Annotated in this window: 12 protein-coding genes; 7 read left to right on the top strand and 5 right to left on the bottom strand. The window is 68.9% G+C overall.

The features are described from left to right. Positions 1–33 precede the first annotated feature (33 nt). From WA967_RS08605 to WA967_RS08590, 4 genes are read left to right on the top strand one after another with little or no spacing between them, the layout of a single operon-like run. Positions 34–1113, top strand: a complete 1080-nt coding sequence (locus tag WA967_RS08605; RefSeq protein ID WP_424421242.1) for a M4 family metallopeptidase — start codon at positions 34–36, stop codon at positions 1111–1113. Further along, positions 1088–1441 (top strand): protealysin inhibitor emfourin, encoded by a 354-nt coding sequence (locus WA967_RS08600; RefSeq protein WP_424421239.1) that lies wholly within the window; start codon positions 1088–1090, stop codon positions 1439–1441. Before WA967_RS08605 ends, WA967_RS08600 begins: the two co-directional genes overlap by 26 nt. A 39-nt stretch (positions 1442–1480) precedes the next feature. After that, a complete protein-coding gene (locus WA967_RS08595; protein ID WP_424421236.1) occupies positions 1481–2362 on the top strand; it encodes a VOC family protein in 882 nt (293 codons plus the stop codon). Positions 2363–2395: 33 nt separating this feature from the next. After that, positions 2396–2620: a hypothetical protein gene (locus tag WA967_RS08590; RefSeq protein ID WP_424421233.1), complete on the top strand. Its 225-nt coding sequence runs from the start codon at positions 2396–2398 to the stop codon at positions 2618–2620. On the opposite strand, the gene WA967_RS08585 is transcribed toward WA967_RS08590, so the two are convergent. Then, on the bottom strand, positions 2621–3124 hold the full coding sequence (locus WA967_RS08585; protein WP_424421231.1) for a hypothetical protein: 504 nt from the start codon (positions 3122–3124) through the stop codon (positions 2621–2623). A gap of 55 nt (positions 3125–3179) precedes the next feature. On the opposite strand from WA967_RS08585, the gene WA967_RS08580 reads away from it, so the two are divergent. Next, positions 3180–3932: a ribonuclease H family protein gene (locus WA967_RS08580; RefSeq protein WP_424421229.1), complete on the top strand. Its 753-nt coding sequence runs from the start codon at positions 3180–3182 to the stop codon at positions 3930–3932. A 19-nt stretch (positions 3933–3951) separates the two neighbouring features. After that, the gene (locus tag WA967_RS08575) at positions 3952–4248 is read left to right on the top strand and encodes a DUF503 domain-containing protein (protein ID WP_298863415.1); all 297 of its coding nucleotides are present in this window, start codon (positions 3952–3954) and stop codon (positions 4246–4248) included. A 115-nt stretch (positions 4249–4363) separates the two neighbouring features. On the opposite strand, the gene WA967_RS08570 is transcribed toward WA967_RS08575, so the two are convergent. The 3 genes from WA967_RS08570 to WA967_RS08560 form a co-directional block, all read right to left on the bottom strand. Then, positions 4364–5341 carry an SRPBCC family protein gene (locus tag WA967_RS08570; RefSeq protein ID WP_424421226.1) on the bottom strand — a complete coding sequence of 326 codons (978 nt, stop codon included), beginning with the start codon at positions 5339–5341 and terminating at the stop codon, positions 4364–4366. Position 5342: 1 nt separating this feature from the next. Further along, positions 5343–5747, bottom strand: a complete 405-nt coding sequence (locus WA967_RS08565) for an ArsR/SmtB family transcription factor (RefSeq protein WP_424421225.1) — start codon at positions 5745–5747, stop codon at positions 5343–5345. Between the two features lie 115 nt (positions 5748–5862). Continuing rightward, positions 5863–10845: a DUF7507 domain-containing protein gene (locus WA967_RS08560; protein ID WP_424421223.1), complete on the bottom strand. Its 4983-nt coding sequence runs from the start codon at positions 10843–10845 to the stop codon at positions 5863–5865. A gap of 344 nt (positions 10846–11189) precedes the next feature. Here WA967_RS08560 and WA967_RS08555 point away from each other — a divergent pair, with 344 nt between their 5' ends. Then, positions 11190–13661 carry a LuxR C-terminal-related transcriptional regulator gene (locus WA967_RS08555; RefSeq protein WP_424421220.1) on the top strand — a complete coding sequence of 824 codons (2472 nt, stop codon included), beginning with the start codon at positions 11190–11192 and terminating at the stop codon, positions 13659–13661. Between the two features lie 36 nt (positions 13662–13697). Here the strand turns inward: WA967_RS08555 and WA967_RS08550 are convergent. Beyond that, positions 13698–14967, bottom strand: a 1270-nt coding sequence (locus WA967_RS08550) for an ABC1 kinase family protein (RefSeq protein ID WP_424421218.1), incomplete at its 5' end; no start/stop codon positions are given.

The raw sequence follows: 14967 nt of genomic DNA, 5'->3' as shown, positions 1-14967 counted from the left end.
CCATTGTCGGGACCCCGGCGTAGGGTCGGCCACATGAGCACCACCGGAGTCGTCGAAGCGTCCATCCACCAGGGGATCGTGCCCGGCTACCTGCTGGCGAAGCTGGCGCGATCGAGCCAGTACACGCGCGCTGCCGAGGCCGCCAGGCAAACCCTCATCAAGGGACGTCCGGAGTACCACTCCACGCTCCAGCTGTCGGTCGATGAGAACGGCGATCTGATCGCCGACGTGCAGGCGGCGCCCACCCGCACCATCTACGACACGCACAACACCGAGCAGCTGCCTGGAGACAAGGTCCGGGGCGAGGACGATCCCGAGGTGGCCGACACGGCGGTCGACCAGGCGTTCGACGGACTGGGGGACACGTTCCAGCTGCTGCTGCAGGCGTTCCAGCGCGATTCCCTCGACGGCAAGGGTGCGCCGCTCGACGCCACCGTGCACTACGGCGAGAAGTACGACAACGCGTTCTGGAACGGCTCGCAGATGGTGTTCGGCGACGGCGACGGCGAGGTGTTCACCGGCTTCACGAGTTCGGTCACGGTGATCGGGCACGAGCTGGGCCACGGCGTGATCCAGACCACTGCGGGCCTGGAGTACCAGGGCCAGTCCGGTGCGCTCAACGAGTCCTGCGCCGACGTGTTCGGTGCGCTCACCGAGCAGTTCACGCTGAATCAGACCGTCGACCGGGCCACCTGGCTGATCGGCGAGGGCATCTTCACCCCGCAGGTGCAGGGCAGGGCGCTGCGTGACATGATGCACCCCGGCACCGCCTACGACGACGACGAACTCGGCAAGGACCCGCAGCCCGCCGACATGGCGCACTATGTCACCACCACTGAGGACAACGGAGGCGTGCACATCAACTCCGGCATCCCGAACCGCGCGTTCGCCCTGGCCGCGACGGCGATCGGGGGCAGGGCCTGGGAGGGCGCGGGCCTGGTCTGGTACCGCGCGCTGACCGACGGAGTGTCCAAGACGGCGACATTCACAGAGTTCGCCGAGCAGACAATCGCCGCCGCCACAGACATCGGGGATAGCGTGGAGAAGGCGGTTCGCGATGCGTGGATCACCGTCGGAGTGATCGAGGATGCCCAGGTACGAGACCCCCGGTGATGGATCGGATGCCATCACCTCCCGCAACGGCGACGCGGCCCCCCGTATCGTCATCGCCGTGGTGCGCACCGGCGGCATCGCCGGCCTGCGGCGGCGCTGGCGCGTGGAACGGGAACCGGAGGAGGCCCCCGAGTGGGTCGCGCTCGTCGAGCGCTGTCCGTGGGACCAGCGAATGGATGCCGGTGAGCAGACCGGCGCAGATCGCTATGTGTGGAGCATCCACGCCGTCCTCCCCGACGAGCAGCGCGAGCAGGTGGTGCCGGATGCCCTGCTGCAGGGCGCCTGGCGAGAGCTGGTGGATGCCGTCCGCGCCGCCGACTCGGATTGACCACGCCCACGGTCCGCACGCCATGAAGGAGCCGAGCGCATGACCCAGAAGATCGTCCCCAACCTGTGGTACGACCGCGATGCCGGCGAAGCCGGAGAGTTCTATGCCGCGGCGCTGCCGAGGACGAAGGCGAACATCGTCATGCGGTATCCGCAGGAGGTGCCGGAGTTCCAGAAGGGGCTCGAGGGTCGGCCGCTCGTTGTCGACGTCGACGTCGACGGGTTCCACCTCACGCTGATCAACTCCGACGACACGTTCCGGCCGACTCCGGCGCTCTCGCTCATCCTGAACTTCGACCCGCTGCTGTTCAGCGGCTCGGCCGAGGCCGCGCGCGTGGCGCTCGATGCCGCGTGGGAGGCGCTGTCCGACGGCGGCACCGCGCTGATGGAGCTCGGCGAGTACCCGTTCAGCCCGCACTACGGCTGGGTGCAGGACCGGTACGGGGTCAGCTGGCAGCTCATGCTGACGAATCCCCAAGGCGAACCGCGTCCGTTCGTCATCCCGCAGCTCATGTTCGCGAACGACGTCGAGGGTCGCGCCCGCGAGGCGGCCGAGTTCTACACGTCGCTGTTCGATGATGCGGGACTCGGCACCGTGATCCCGCGACCGACCGGCGGCGTGATGTTCGGCGAGTTCCACGTCGGGGAGCAGTGGTTCTCGATCATGGACTCCGACGTCGCGCACGAGTTCGGCTTCACGCCCGGGGTCTCACTGGAGGTGTGCTGCACGGACCAGGTCGAGATCGACCGGCTGTGGGAGGCGCTGTCGGCCGTCCCTGATGCCGAGCAGTGCGGCTGGCTGGTCGACCGCTTCGGCGTGAGCTGGCAGGTGGTGCCCGAGAACATGGGTGAGCTGCTGAAGCGTCCTGGTGCCTACGACCGGATGCTGGAGATGAAGAAGCTGGTGATCGCGGACTTCTGACACCTCGGAGCGAACAGGGGTGACAATGGAGCCATGGGACTCTTCTCGCAGAAGCAGCAGGATCCGGCCGCGTGGGCGGCTCTGCCGGGCGAACCGCTCGATGAGACCAACCCCAACGAGCGCCTCGACGAGGCTCCGCCGGTCGATCTGCTGGGGCTGGGCCTGGGCGGGACGAGTACCGTGATCACGATCCCGGGCGCCGAGTCCGAGGCATCCGGCGCTGTGTCCGATGGCGACGAGGCCGACGCCGACGACTGATCAGGATGCTGCGCTGCGGCCGGCCTCGATGAGCGGGCCCAGGGCGTAGCGGCCGGTGTCGACGGACAGCTTCACGCCGTCGTTCGAGCGCACGCGCACGCGAGTGCGCAGGCCTGAGCTCACCATGCGGAACGATGCGATGTCCCGATAGGCGATGTGCTTCTCCCGCCCGAGCACGGTGCGGAAGCGCACGGCATCCGCTCGCACCTCGAGAAACCAGTTGCGGTACGCGAGGATCAGTCCCAGTCCGAGCAGGACCACCACGACCGAGGCGATGCGCGCCGGCAGCAGCTCCGCGGTGAAGCGGGCGGCGAACGTCACCACGCCGAGCACAGCCCCGGCGATCAGCAGCACGGCTCCTGCCAGCACGACCAGCAGAGGCATCCGCTGCCTCTTCCCGACCTGCTTCGCGGGCGTCACGCGCCGGAAGAACCGGGCGACGACCACGATGACCAGCGCGATCACGATCGCGATGATCACGGCTTTGGCGACGAACCCGGACACCCCTCGACGATACCGACTGTCGGGTGGTGTCGGGCCGACGCCCTACGGTGGAAGGATGACGATCACCGCCGCTGCAGACGGCTCCGCTCTCGGGAATCCCGGCCCGAACGGCTGGGCCTGGTACATCGACGACCAGCACTGGGCCGCCGGCGGGTCCCCGCACGGCACGAACAACCAGGGCGAGCTGCAGGCGGTGCTGCAGCTGCTGCGCGCCACCGCCGGCACCGACGAGAAGCTGCTGATCCACTGCGACAGCCGGTACGTGATCGATTCGGTGACCAAGTGGATGCCGGGGTGGAAGCGGCGCGGCTGGCGCAAGTCCGACGGCGCTCCGGTGCTGAACCGCGATCTTCTGCAGAGCATCGACGAGGCCATGCAGGGGCGCGACGTGGAGTTCTCCTGGGTGAAGGGGCATGCCGGGCATCCTCTGAACGAGGCCGCCGACGAGCGCGCCAATGCGGCCGCCACGGCGTACAAGAACAGGCAGGAGCCGAAGCGCGGGCCGGGCTACGCGGGGGTCGCGAAGCATGACCCTTCGACAAGCTCAGGGGCCCAGAAAGAATCGGAGACCCAACCGTCCTGGGTCGCTGAGCCCGTCGAAGCGTCGAAGGCTCCAGTTCCGAAGACCCCCACTCCCGCGCAGCTCTGGGCCGAGGCATCCGATCTGCTCGACGGACTCGACGACCAGCCGATACCCGATCCCATCGACCTGACCGTCTCGCTGACCGGCGCGGAGCACGCCCGGCTGCGTGACCGCGCCGAGGCGCAGGGCGTCTCGCTCGCGGAGGCGCTGCGCCGGCTGATCTGAACGGTGCCAGACTGACCGCATGTGGATCGGCTGGGTCGAGTTCGACATCCTGCTCGGTGACGTGCGCTCCCTCAAGGAGAAGCGCGGCGTGATCAGGCCGATCATCGCCGACCTCAGCCGGCGCACCGAGGCGGCCGCCGCCGAGGTCGGCGCGCAGGACCTGCATCGCCGAACGCGCATCGGGATATCCGTCGTGGCCGCGCACGCCGGTCACGTGCACGAGGTGCTGGATCAGGCGGAGCGGATGCTGGTCGACCAGCATCCCGAGATCACGCTGCTGTCCGCGCATCGGGGTCTGAGCTCCAGCGACGACTGAGCAGCTGGAGCCCGACCTCCGCCGTTCATAACTCCGGAGATCCGCGCTGGAAACAGCAGAACCGGGGCCATCCACGCTGAATGGCCCCGGTTCTCCGGAGTTGTGGCGCTGAGGGTCAGGCGAGCACGGTCGACTCCAGGCGCTTGTACGACTCCTCCATGCCATCTGCCATGCCGGTGGCGAGGATCGCGTCGCGGGTCTCCAGGTCGGGGAACTCCATGAGGACCGTGATGAGGGTGGCGCCTTCCTCCTCGTAGAAGTTCACGTCGTCGAGGATGTCGGGGCCGTCTGTGCCCTGCATCCGCTCCGACTGCACGGCCCGGCGGGGCGCGTCGACGACGAGCATCTCGCCTTCGAAGCCGAACGGCTCGCCCTCGGTGTCGCCGACCGGGGCCCACGAGGTGCGGTAGCGGTCGCCGGCCGCAAGGCCGACCTCGCACTCCGTCATCTCCCAGCCGTCGGGGCCCAGCATCCACTGCCGGATCAGGTCGGGCTCGGTGTAGGCGCGCCAGACCAGTTCGCGCGGGCCGTTCACCAGCCGGGTGATGCGCACGTGCGTGTCGTCCAGCAACTCGACCTGGGTGCCCTTGCCCTCGGCGTACTCGCGCAGGTCGCGCAGCACGGCGTCGATCTGCGACATCGCCATGCGGGTGCCCTCGACGACGCCCATGTCGAGCACGGTCTGCAGCGCCTCGATGGAGTCGAACCGGCTGGAGGTGATCATGCGCGTGCCGCCCTCAGTTGACGCGAAGGTGAAGTCCATGCGCATTGCGGGCATGCCCGGGTTGGGGTTGCCGTGCTCGTCGCTGAAACCGTCGAGCACGCTGAAGGCGCGCGGCTCGTCGATCTCGAGGAACTCCCAGTACGCGCGATGGCTGTCGCCGTGCGGGCCGGTCATGCCGTAGTCGGCTCGGCCACCCACGGTGTGATCCCAGGTGAAGAATGTGGCCGGCCAGCCGGGAGGACCCCAGAACCGCTCGAGCTGGCGCGGGTCGCTGTAGGCGGCCCAGACGCGCTCGATCGGCGCGGCGAACTCGGCCGTGACGGTGAGGGTGAGGTTCTCGGTGTCGGCGTTGATGTCGATGACGGGCATGTCAGTCTCCTTGGGGTTCGGAAGTCTGGGGCTCAGCTTGGGTCGCTGAGCCCGTCGAAGCGTCGGATGCCGGTGGCGCGGCCAGCAGATCGTCGAGCCGGGCGACGCGCGCACGCCACAGCTCTTCGTAGCGGGCGAGGAGCACCCGCGCGCGGGCGATCATCTCAGGATCGGCGCGGACGAGCCGCTCGCGTCCCTCGGCGCGCTTGACGATGAGGTGCGCCTCTTCGAGCACGGAGACGTGCTTCTGCACCGCGGCGAACGACATGTCGTAGTCGCGGGCCAGGGCTGAGACCGACTGCTCGCGCTCGATGGTCCGGCGCAGTATGTCGCGCCGGGTCGACGTCGCCAGTGCGTGGAATACACGGTCGATCTCCGCTTCGCTGAGTTCACCTTGTACAACCATTTGGTTGTACGTTATGCGAGGCGGATGCCGGTGTCAAGAGGTTCTTCGTCGAGACCCCTCGCCGGCATCCGGCGAAGGCTGTCCGGCCGGGCGCCCCAGCGCCCGGCCGGACAGATCAGGCCCGCGCGCGCTTTCTGCGGCGCATGGCCAGGAGCATCAGCAGAGCTCCCGTGCCGACGAGCACTCCCGCAGCCCAACCGATGAGCGGCCCGAGTTCACCACCGGTCGTCGCGAGTCCGCCGAGCGCCTTCGCGCTGGTCACCGTCGACGACGGGTCTGAAGTGACGTCCTTTCCACCCGGTGCGGTCGCGGTGGCGGTGGCCGTGTTTCGCACGCTTCCCGCTGCGGCATCCGCCGAGGTCACGGTGTACGCGGCGGCGAACACGACGGCGACCTGCCCCGGCGCCAGCTGTGCCGTGACGGGCGTGCCGCTGACCATCGGGTCATCGACCGTGACATCCGTGAGGGTCACGTTTCCGGTGTTCTCGAGCTGGAACGAGTATCGGATCCGCTCGCCCGGGTTGGCCTGGCCGTCTCCGTTGCCATCGAGCAGTTCCGCCGCCTTCGTGATCTTCAGCCCGGGCGCCTGCGTGAGCTTCACCACGGCATCCGCGTCTTCACTCACCGCGTCGCCGCGCGCCGGGGTCGCGAGGAGCGTGGCCGTGTTCTTGACCGCGCCCGCGTCGATGTCCTTCTGCGTCAGGCTGTACCCCGCGGTCGCGGCGATCTTCTCGCCGGGCGCGAGTTGTCCGGCAACGGCCGGCCAGTCATCGAAGGAGATCGTTGAGACGCCGGCGAGGTGGTCGACGATCTCGATCGCGTTGATCGTCACGTTCCCGGTGTTCTCGATCTCGAAGGAGAACTCCGCCTTGTCACCGGCCACGGGATCGGCGCCGGTCGTGGCGAGTTCACCCTGCTTCGTGAACGTCGCGGTCGCGACGGCCGGGATGACGACCTCCGCCTGCGCGGACGAAGTGACCTCGGCGTCATCGACGTCGCGCGCCGACGCGGTCGCCGTGTTCGACACTCTGCCCGCATCGACATCCGCCTGGGTCAGCGTGTACGTCGCCGTGGCTGTCGCCGGAGCGCCTGCGGTGAGGACACCGGCCGCGCCCGGCCACTCATACGCGATCGTCGACAGTCCGGGCAGCGGATCGGCGATGTCCACGTCGTGGAGCGTGACGTTGCCGGTGTTCGTGATCGTGAACGAGTAGTCGACCTCATCGCCGGCCCGCACCGTGTCGGACAGGTCGAGGTGCGCGTCCTTCGTCAGCACGATCCCCCCGGTCTGGGGGAGGTCCAGATCCACACCGGACTCAGCGCGCGCCTGCTCCCCGCCGGCCGACAGACCGACGACGCTCGCCGTGTTCGAGGTGATGCCCGCATCGATGTCGGCCGACATCAGCGTGTACGTCGCCACCGCCGTGACGCTCTCACCCGCACTGAGGGTTCCCTCGGTGGTGGGCCATCCATCGGGGAAGGTGATGGCCGAGAGTCCCGGCTTCGCGTCCGTGAGCACGATGTCCGTCAGCTCGCCTCCGCCGATGTTGGCGATGACGAACGTGTACTCGAGGACGTCACCCGACCGCGGATCGAGCGCGTCGCCGGGGGCGCGCATCGCCACCGACTTCGTCAGCGAGATGCGGTCGAGGTGGTCGACGTCGCTGGCCGACCCGGTGAGGGTGAGGCCAGGGAACGCCGGGTCTGCGGCCGTCGCGCTGACCGCGTTGGTCAGCATCGTGCCGGTCGCGTCGTCAGGAACGCGCACGGTGACGGTCACCTCCGCGGTGCCGGCAGCGGCGAGACTCGACAAGTTCCAGGTGACGACTCCCGCGTCGTGCGTGCCGCCGTCGGATGCCGAGACGAACGCGACTCCGGCCGGCAGCGTGTCCACGATCTCGACGTTGCTGATGTCTTCGCCGACGAGCTGATTGCCGACGCGAATCGTGTAAGTGCTCTGCTGCCCGGCGACGACGGCCGGAAGGCCGTCGTCCTTACTGACGGTCAGCCCGGTGGTCGCGGCGTCCGCGACGGTCGGCACGAGCGAATCGCTGTTGTTGCCGGGTACCGGGTCGAACAGGTCGCTACCCGCCGTCGCCGTCACCGCGCCGCCAGTGCTGGTGATGATCACGGGAACGTTCAGCGGCACGGTGTCGCCGTCGGCCAGCATCGTCGGGGACGTGCAGGTGAGCACTGCAGGCCCGTCCACCGGGGCGGTGGCGGTGCCTGCCGTGCAGGTCCAGTCGCCGACGGCGAGGTCGGTCACCTGGACCCCGGCCGGGATGTCGACCGTCACGGTCGTCTCGGCATCCGTGCCGGACTCGTTGCTGACGGTGAAGGGCAGCACTCCGGGGCGGCCGAGCTGAAGCTGCCCCGGGTCGCCGGCGGTGACGGCGAGGTCTGCGGCCTGGACGACGACGCAGACCGGGCTGGGCTCGCTGACGGGCACGCCGCTCGCGCTCGTCGCGATCGAGTTGCACGCCTGCTCACCGGCTGCGGGGGAGCCGAGTACTTTTGCCGTGTAGACGAAGGACACGGACTCGCCCGCGGACAGCCCGCCGGCGACCTCGGCGCGGATCGCGACGGAGTCGGCCGCCGAGGAGTCCCAGTCGTCGGTGCAGCCGGTCGGACCGCCCGCGTACACCTGCGGACGGCATGGATCGGTGGAGTCCGAATAGGCCAGCGTCACGCTCGGCGAGATGCTGCTGACGGTGCTCACCGACTCCGCGAAGTCGGAGTTGCGCGGAATCGAGGCGCTGCCACTGCTGACGCCGGTGTCACCGACGTGGGGCAGCACGTCGTAGGCGACGACGGACGACAGCGCCGAGTTGCCGTCGTTGCGCAGGGTCACCCGGTAGGTGATGTCCGTCGCCACGGGAGAGATCGGCGCAGCCTGCGTGGAGTCGGAGACCCAGTCGCAGCCGTCGGCGGCCGCCGGATCGGGCAGGCAGATCTCCTTCGTGCTGCCCAGCGCCGCCGCAGAGCCCACTCGGATCGCCGATGCGTTCGCCGATGCGAAGTTCTCGGTGGTGATGCCGTCCCCGTCCAGGTCCGCCTGGTCTGTCCAGCGCTGGCCGTTGTTGTTGCCGCCCCAGGTCGAGGCGTAACCGGGGAAGGAGTGCGATGCGTCGCCCACGAGACCGTTTGCGACTCCTACACTGCCGGGAGTGGCAGCGGCGGTCGGCGTCGCCTGGACGCTCAGTTTCGGCCAGGTCGCATTCACACCCCACACGGTGCCCGCCGGCCAGTGCACGTAGAGCGCATCGCGCTCGACGCCGGAGACCGTGACGGTCTTGCGTTCGAAGATCGCGCCGTCGGGCGCTCCGGCGGCGAGGCTCCACGAGTCGGCGATGATCTCCCAGTTCGCCGGGGCGAGGAACACGTACTGCGGCTCGACGGTGTCGGTGGGCTCCATCGAGGACGTCACGCCGTAGACCGTGTAATTGACGGGAGTGCCGATGACCGGGTCGCCCGGGGTCGACGAGGCCGCGGAGATGGCACTGTTGAAGTTCGCCGGTCGCGGCGTGATGACCATGTCCGTGGTGTCGGAGCCCTCGTCGTAATCGGCGAGGGTCGTACCCGGGTAAGTCATGACAGCGGATGCGGTGTTCGTGAGCGGCCACCCCTCGTCGGGTGCCTTCCCGACGGTGACGTACTTCACCCTCATGGTGTAGTACTCGGTGAGCGGCGTCGCCGACTGATCCTTGTTCGGCCCTGCGAGCTCCGGCGTGGTCACCACGACCGAGACGATCCGGCGTGCACTCGGAGCGACGTATCTCTCCGTCGCGGTGCCCGTGGTGCCATCATCCAGGACATAGGCGATCTGGGCGCCGACGGCGTTGACCTCGTAGGCGCGGATGTGGTCGGCGCCGATCTTGTCATCGGTGATGACGGCGACGCCGGGGACGTTCGCCTTGTTCCCCACGCGGATGTCGTACGAGTTGCCGGCGCCGTTGTCCCAGACGATGTTGGGGTTGAGCTGCCTGGACGCAGTCTTCTCCACGGGCGTGGCGAGAGCGAATGGGGCGCAGGCGGTGACCTCGTGCGTGACCTCGGTCTGCGCCTGCTTCTGCTGACCGTCCAGATAGACGACGTCGGCGTCGAACGATGCGGTGACGGATGCCGTGCACGGATCGGCGAAGAGCGCTTCCGGAAACTTCACGGTCACGGTGCGGGCGATGCTGAAGCCGTTCGCTGATCCCCAACCGGTGGCCGCCGTCGGCCCGCTGGCGGTCCAGGTGACGGTGCGTGCCGCCGCGTCATAGGTGCCGTCCGGGGAGGTGCCGACGTATTCAGCGCCCTCGGGCAGGTGGAACGTGTTCGTGTAGGAGGCGGCGCAGAGCTTGGACGGCTCGCCGTGGTTCGCCGTGGAGCGGTACCACATGCAATCCGACCCCATCCGCAGGACGTAGTCGTAGTTCTCGCCCGCGCGAGCGAGACCCTGCGTGGCGAACGAGACCTGCGGAGCCATGGTGTCGATGTGCCAGGTGATCTCGTCGAACGCCGTGGCGGTGGCGCCCACGTTCGCCGCGTCGATCGTCACCGTGTTCCGGATCTTCTCGCCATCCAGGAAGAACGATTGCGGGGCCACGCTCAGGCCGCGATCCTGCCAGACGTACACGACGGTGAACGCCCCGGTCGCGCCGGCCGCCAGGTCACCCAGGCGCACGACGTATCCGGCGGCGGCGGACCCGCTGATCGAGGCACCCGTGGGGAGCGTGCTCGAACTGTAGCGGGCGAATCGGTACTGACCGTAGATGCTGTCCAGCTGCTGCGGCGCGATGGCGATGCTGACGTCGGTGCAGTCACTCGCCGACCCGCACGTGTATCCGATGTTCAGCGCGAAGTACTGCGTGGGCGCGGTCGATCCGTAGGTCGCCTTCAGCTCCGTGATCGGGGTGGACAGATCCAGGCCCGAGACGTAGTCGACGCTGGTCGACACCGTCGCGGTCCCTCCTGGCACCGCGAGCGGCGCAGCGGGCCCCGCCGCCGACGCCGCCACCGGGGTCACCAGAGACGCGACGACGACCGCCAGGGAAGCCAGAGACGCCGCAATCGAGTTCCGACGGGTGTGCGCGTGTGAGGACCTGCCGAACATGGGTTCCCTTCCCGGACTGCATCACGATGACCGAGCGAAAACGCACAGCCAACTCACAGTCAAACAGTCGCTTCGCGCCGGTTTCGATGAGTGCGATCGTTTTCACCCGGGCCTTCACCCCCTTCACTCCGGACTCACGGCGGCTTTGCCGGTGCGACCCGGCTCATCGCTATGCTCGGTGGGGGGGGACGGGCTTACGCCTGGGAAATCAGACGAGAGGGTGATGCGTGATGGCGCCGTTCCGTGATCCCACGGCGGAGAAGTTCCCAGTTCTGCACCGACCGGCTTGGGGTTCACCGCCGATCAGCGCCACGCAGATCGTCCGCCGGGCTCTCCTCGAATGGATGGCGGCGAACGACTCGGCTCCCGTCAGGATCATCAGCGCCCCGGCGGGCTACGGCAAGACCAGCGCACTTCTCGGGTGGCTCGGATCCGCGACGAGCTCGAACCGCGCGGTCTGGATCCCCCTCGATGAGACCGTCGTCGACCGCATCGCCTTCTGGGCGCTGACGCTGCACCAGCTCCGCTCCGCCGGACTCTCCATGCACGAGGATCTCGTGGATGCGCTGCGTCAACCGCGCGAGGGGACGCCGTTCCTCCCCGCACTGCTGGCCGCACAGCTCGAGGCCGTGAGCCCGCTGGTCATCGTCGTCGACGCCGGCGCCCAGCGCCCGGAGCCGGCCGTGATCGCCGACCTGCTGCGGCTGGCCACGCAGGTGGACTCCGTCCAGATCGTCATCGCCTCCCGGGACAGCACTCAGGAGCTGATCGGAGACTCGTTGGCCCCGGACCACATCGTGCAGTTCCCCTCTGCCGACCTGCTCTTCACCGTGCAGGAGATCACCGCATCGGCGCGGCGCCTCGGCATCGAGCTCACCGGCGATGAGGCGCGGAGCCTCCACGATTCCACCGCCGGATGGCCCTCCGCCGTGCGCAGCGTGCTCGACCCGAGTCAGAATCGTGGGCTCAACGGTGCGATGCCGTTCGCCGCGCAGATCATCGAGTCCGTCCGCGCCGACCCTGGATACGACGGGTTGCTGGTCGCCTCACTCTCCGACGTCGTGCACCGCGATGACATCGACCGTCTCGACTCGGCGGCCCCCGTGGCTCCGCTGCTGGAGCGTCTCGCTCGCACCGGGCTCGGCTTCTGGGACGACTCGTCGCAGCGCACCTTCCGACTGCTGCCCGCCGCGCGTGACGCGCTGCGGGCCGAGTTCGCGGCATCCGACCCTCAGGGCAAACGCGACGCCCATCGCGAACTCGCCGTGCGTCACCTCGCACAGGATACGAGCGTCGCGCTCGCGCACGCGATCGAGTCCGGGGACTGGGAACTGACGGCGCGGATCAGCCGCCGCCACCTGCTCTCCGTCACACAACGGGTCGGAGGGACAGCCCTGTCGACCGTCGGCATCCCGCCCCGCGCACAGCGCGACTACCCGATCCTGCGGTTCATGGTCGCACTCGACGACTACTCAAACGGGCGCAGGGCGCGCGCCGTCCAGGGGCTGACCACGCTGCTCGCTGTCACCGAAGGCCGGCATCTGATGCGGCGGAACGGCACGCTGGACGACATCTGGCTTCAGGCGCTGGTGGTGACGAGTCTGCGGCTGCTCGGCAGATACGAGCTGGCGCGCACGGGACTGCGCCGGCTGGAGCGGATGATCGCCCACACGCCGGACCCCGAGGGCGAGGTCGATGAGGCGCGCTCGGTGCTGATCCGCGACGGGGCGACCACGCTCATGCTCGCCGGACATCTGCAGGAGGCCGCCGAGCTGCTCGATGAAGCAGGAGCGGACCCCCTGCCGAACCGGCCCGACATCGAACGCGCGCGCGTCCTGGGGATGCGCGCACTGGTCAGCGCGCTGCGCGGCGACGTCCGCGCGGCGGAGGCGTCCCTCGCGGCGCACGACCTACTGAGCCTCCCGGTGCACTTCGACACGACGTACACGGCGTTCGCCGCCATGGTCGCCCACGCGCTCGTCAACATCGAACGCGGCGAGCTCGACACCGCCGAAGGCTTCCTCAGCCGCACGGACTCGCACGCCGCCACCACCGAGATGTGGCCGTTGCTCCTGCGGGCGCGCGTTCTCATCGCCTGGGAACGAAAGGGGGCACCGGAAGCGCTCCTGCTGCTCGAGCGCCTCGCGGGCTCCCACACCCGCGGCCGTTCGGCGCACGGGCCGTTCGCCGTGCACACCGTGATCACCCTGCGGGTGAGGCTTCTGCTGTCGATGGGCCGGTATGCGGAAGCACGGTCGGCGCTCGCCGACGCCCCGCATGCGCGATCGCAGCGCTGGTCATCGACGCGTGCGCACCTCGAACTCCTCGCGGGCGAACCGGAGCGCGCCAGTGTCATAGCGCTCGCCGCGCTCAATGCGGCTCCGTCCCCACGTGAGCATCTGGCGCTCTTGGTTCTCGCTGCCACCGCGACGCAGCGCGTCGGTGACGACGCGCAGGCGGCAGCTCACCGGAACGCCGCAGTCGTCCTCGCACAGCAGCATGGTCTGCTGCTGCCCTTCGCGACCGTGCCGCACGACGAAGCACTGGCGGTGGCATCCTCTGCTCCGGAGCTCGTCGCCGCACTGCGTGAACTTCGCTGCTACCCCAGCGGTGCCTCGCCGTCGGTGTCTCTCACCCCGCGGGAGAGCGTCGTGCTCAACCACCTCCTGGAAGGGATGACCGTCGCCGAGACGGCGCAGTCGCTGTCGGTATCCAAGAACACCGTGAAGACGCAGGTGCGATCGGTGTACCGCAAACTCGGGGTCGACAATCGGTCGGATGCTGCCGCCCAGGCCAGGCTCAGACGCCTGATCTGACGCGCGGGGCCTGGGTACAACTGCCTGACGCCGCCCTCAGCGCCGCCCGAACACGGCGTGCAGCAGCGGCACGACCGAGACGCACATCAACACGATTCCCAGCGGGGCGGCCGGACCCAGCAGCAGGATGCCGCCGATCAGCAGGCCTCCGAACAGCACCGCCGACACCGCCCGGTACGCGACGCGGATGATGCGGTCGAGCCGGTGCTCCAGGCTGGAGACGTCGAAGGTCAGGGCGCCGGCATCCAGCCTGTCGAGCGTGGAATCCACCCGCGCCGGCAACCGCCACAGCGTGCCGATGTTCGACACGGTCTGCTTGCCGAGGTCGGTCAGCAGACCGGCGCTCTGGTCCTTGACCAGCCGGTCCGCGTACGGCTCGACGGGCTCCCAGATGTTGAACGTCGGATCCAGCGCGCTGCACAGCCCGGAAGTCAGCGACACGGCGCGGATAAGCAGCAGCATCCGCTCGGGGAACTGCACCGGCAGCGACCGCATGGTCTCGCCGAACTCGGTGCCGAAGTCGGCCAGCTCGCGCGGGTCGACGTCGCGCAGCTCGTTGAAGCCCATGCCGCCGAAGCGTGCGAACAGCACGGTGAGCGCCCGCTCGAGTTCGGTGGTGCGGGCCGAGGGCAGCAGGATGCCGATCTGCTGAGCGGCCGTGACCAGGCCGTGGCTGTCGCGCGAGGCGACGGCGATCACCAGGGTGCGGAGTCCTGCGCGGATGCCGTCGGGAACCTCGGCCATCATGCCGAAGTCGATGAACGTGAGACGCCAGTGGTCCGAGCCCGGCGTCACGAAGATGTTCCCCGGGTGCGGGTCGGCATGCACGAACGAGTGCGTGAACACCTGGTCGAGCATCACGTCCCCGAACACCGCGGCGACCTCGGCGGGGTCGATTCCGGCATCCCTCAGCGCTGCGACATCGTTGATCTTGATGGCCGTGACGTCCTCGAGGGTCAGCACCTTGCGCGTGGTGCGCTCCCAGACGACCGCGGGCGCGGCGACGCGCGGGTCATCGGCGAAGCAAGCGGCGAAGCGTTCGGCGTTCGCAGCCTCGTGCAAGTAGTCGATCTCCTCGTGGCAGGTCTGCGCGAACTCCTCCACGAGTGCGGGAGCGTCCACGCGGTCGCGCACCACACGCACGCGCGCCGCCCAGCGGGCCACCCGGCGCAGGGCTGACAGGTCGACCGCGACGATCTCGTCGATGCCGGGTCGCTGCACCTTGACGACGACGTTCGAGAGGCCGGTCCCGGCGGCATCCGCCTCGCTGAGGGTCGCGCGATGCGCCTGTCCGAGAGACGCCGCG

Source organism: Microbacterium sp., assembly GCF_049650565.1.
Taxonomy (GTDB): domain Bacteria; phylum Actinomycetota; class Actinomycetes; order Actinomycetales; family Microbacteriaceae; genus Microbacterium.
The sequence above is the reverse complement of the archived record's forward strand: the minus strand, read 5'-3'. Positions and strand labels throughout refer to the sequence as shown.

Bases quoted from the DNA above. Each gene is read 5' to 3' on its own strand.
- WA967_RS08570 (WP_424421226.1), bottom strand. From the start codon at position 5,341: ATGCCCGTCATCGACATCAACGCCGACACCGAGAACCTCACCCTCACC.
- WA967_RS08605 (WP_424421242.1), top strand. From the start codon at position 34: ATGAGCACCACCGGAGTCGTCGAAGCGTCCATCCACCAGGGGATCGTG.
- WA967_RS08595 (WP_424421236.1), top strand. From the start codon at position 1,481: ATGACCCAGAAGATCGTCCCCAACCTGTGGTACGACCGCGATGCCGGC.
- WA967_RS08600 (WP_424421239.1), top strand. From the start codon at position 1,088: ATGCCCAGGTACGAGACCCCCGGTGATGGATCGGATGCCATCACCTCC.
- WA967_RS08580 (WP_424421229.1), top strand. From the start codon at position 3,180: ATGACGATCACCGCCGCTGCAGACGGCTCCGCTCTCGGGAATCCCGGC.
- WA967_RS08555 (WP_424421220.1), top strand. From the start codon at position 11,190: ATGGCGGCGAACGACTCGGCTCCCGTCAGGATCATCAGCGCCCCGGCG.
- WA967_RS08575 (WP_298863415.1), top strand. From the start codon at position 3,952: ATGTGGATCGGCTGGGTCGAGTTCGACATCCTGCTCGGTGACGTGCGC.
- WA967_RS08590 (WP_424421233.1), top strand. From the start codon at position 2,396: ATGGGACTCTTCTCGCAGAAGCAGCAGGATCCGGCCGCGTGGGCGGCT.
- WA967_RS08560 (WP_424421223.1), bottom strand. From the start codon at position 10,845: ATGTTCGGCAGGTCCTCACACGCGCACACCCGTCGGAACTCGATTGCG.
- WA967_RS08565 (WP_424421225.1), bottom strand. From the start codon at position 5,747: ATGGTTGTACAAGGTGAACTCAGCGAAGCGGAGATCGACCGTGTATTC.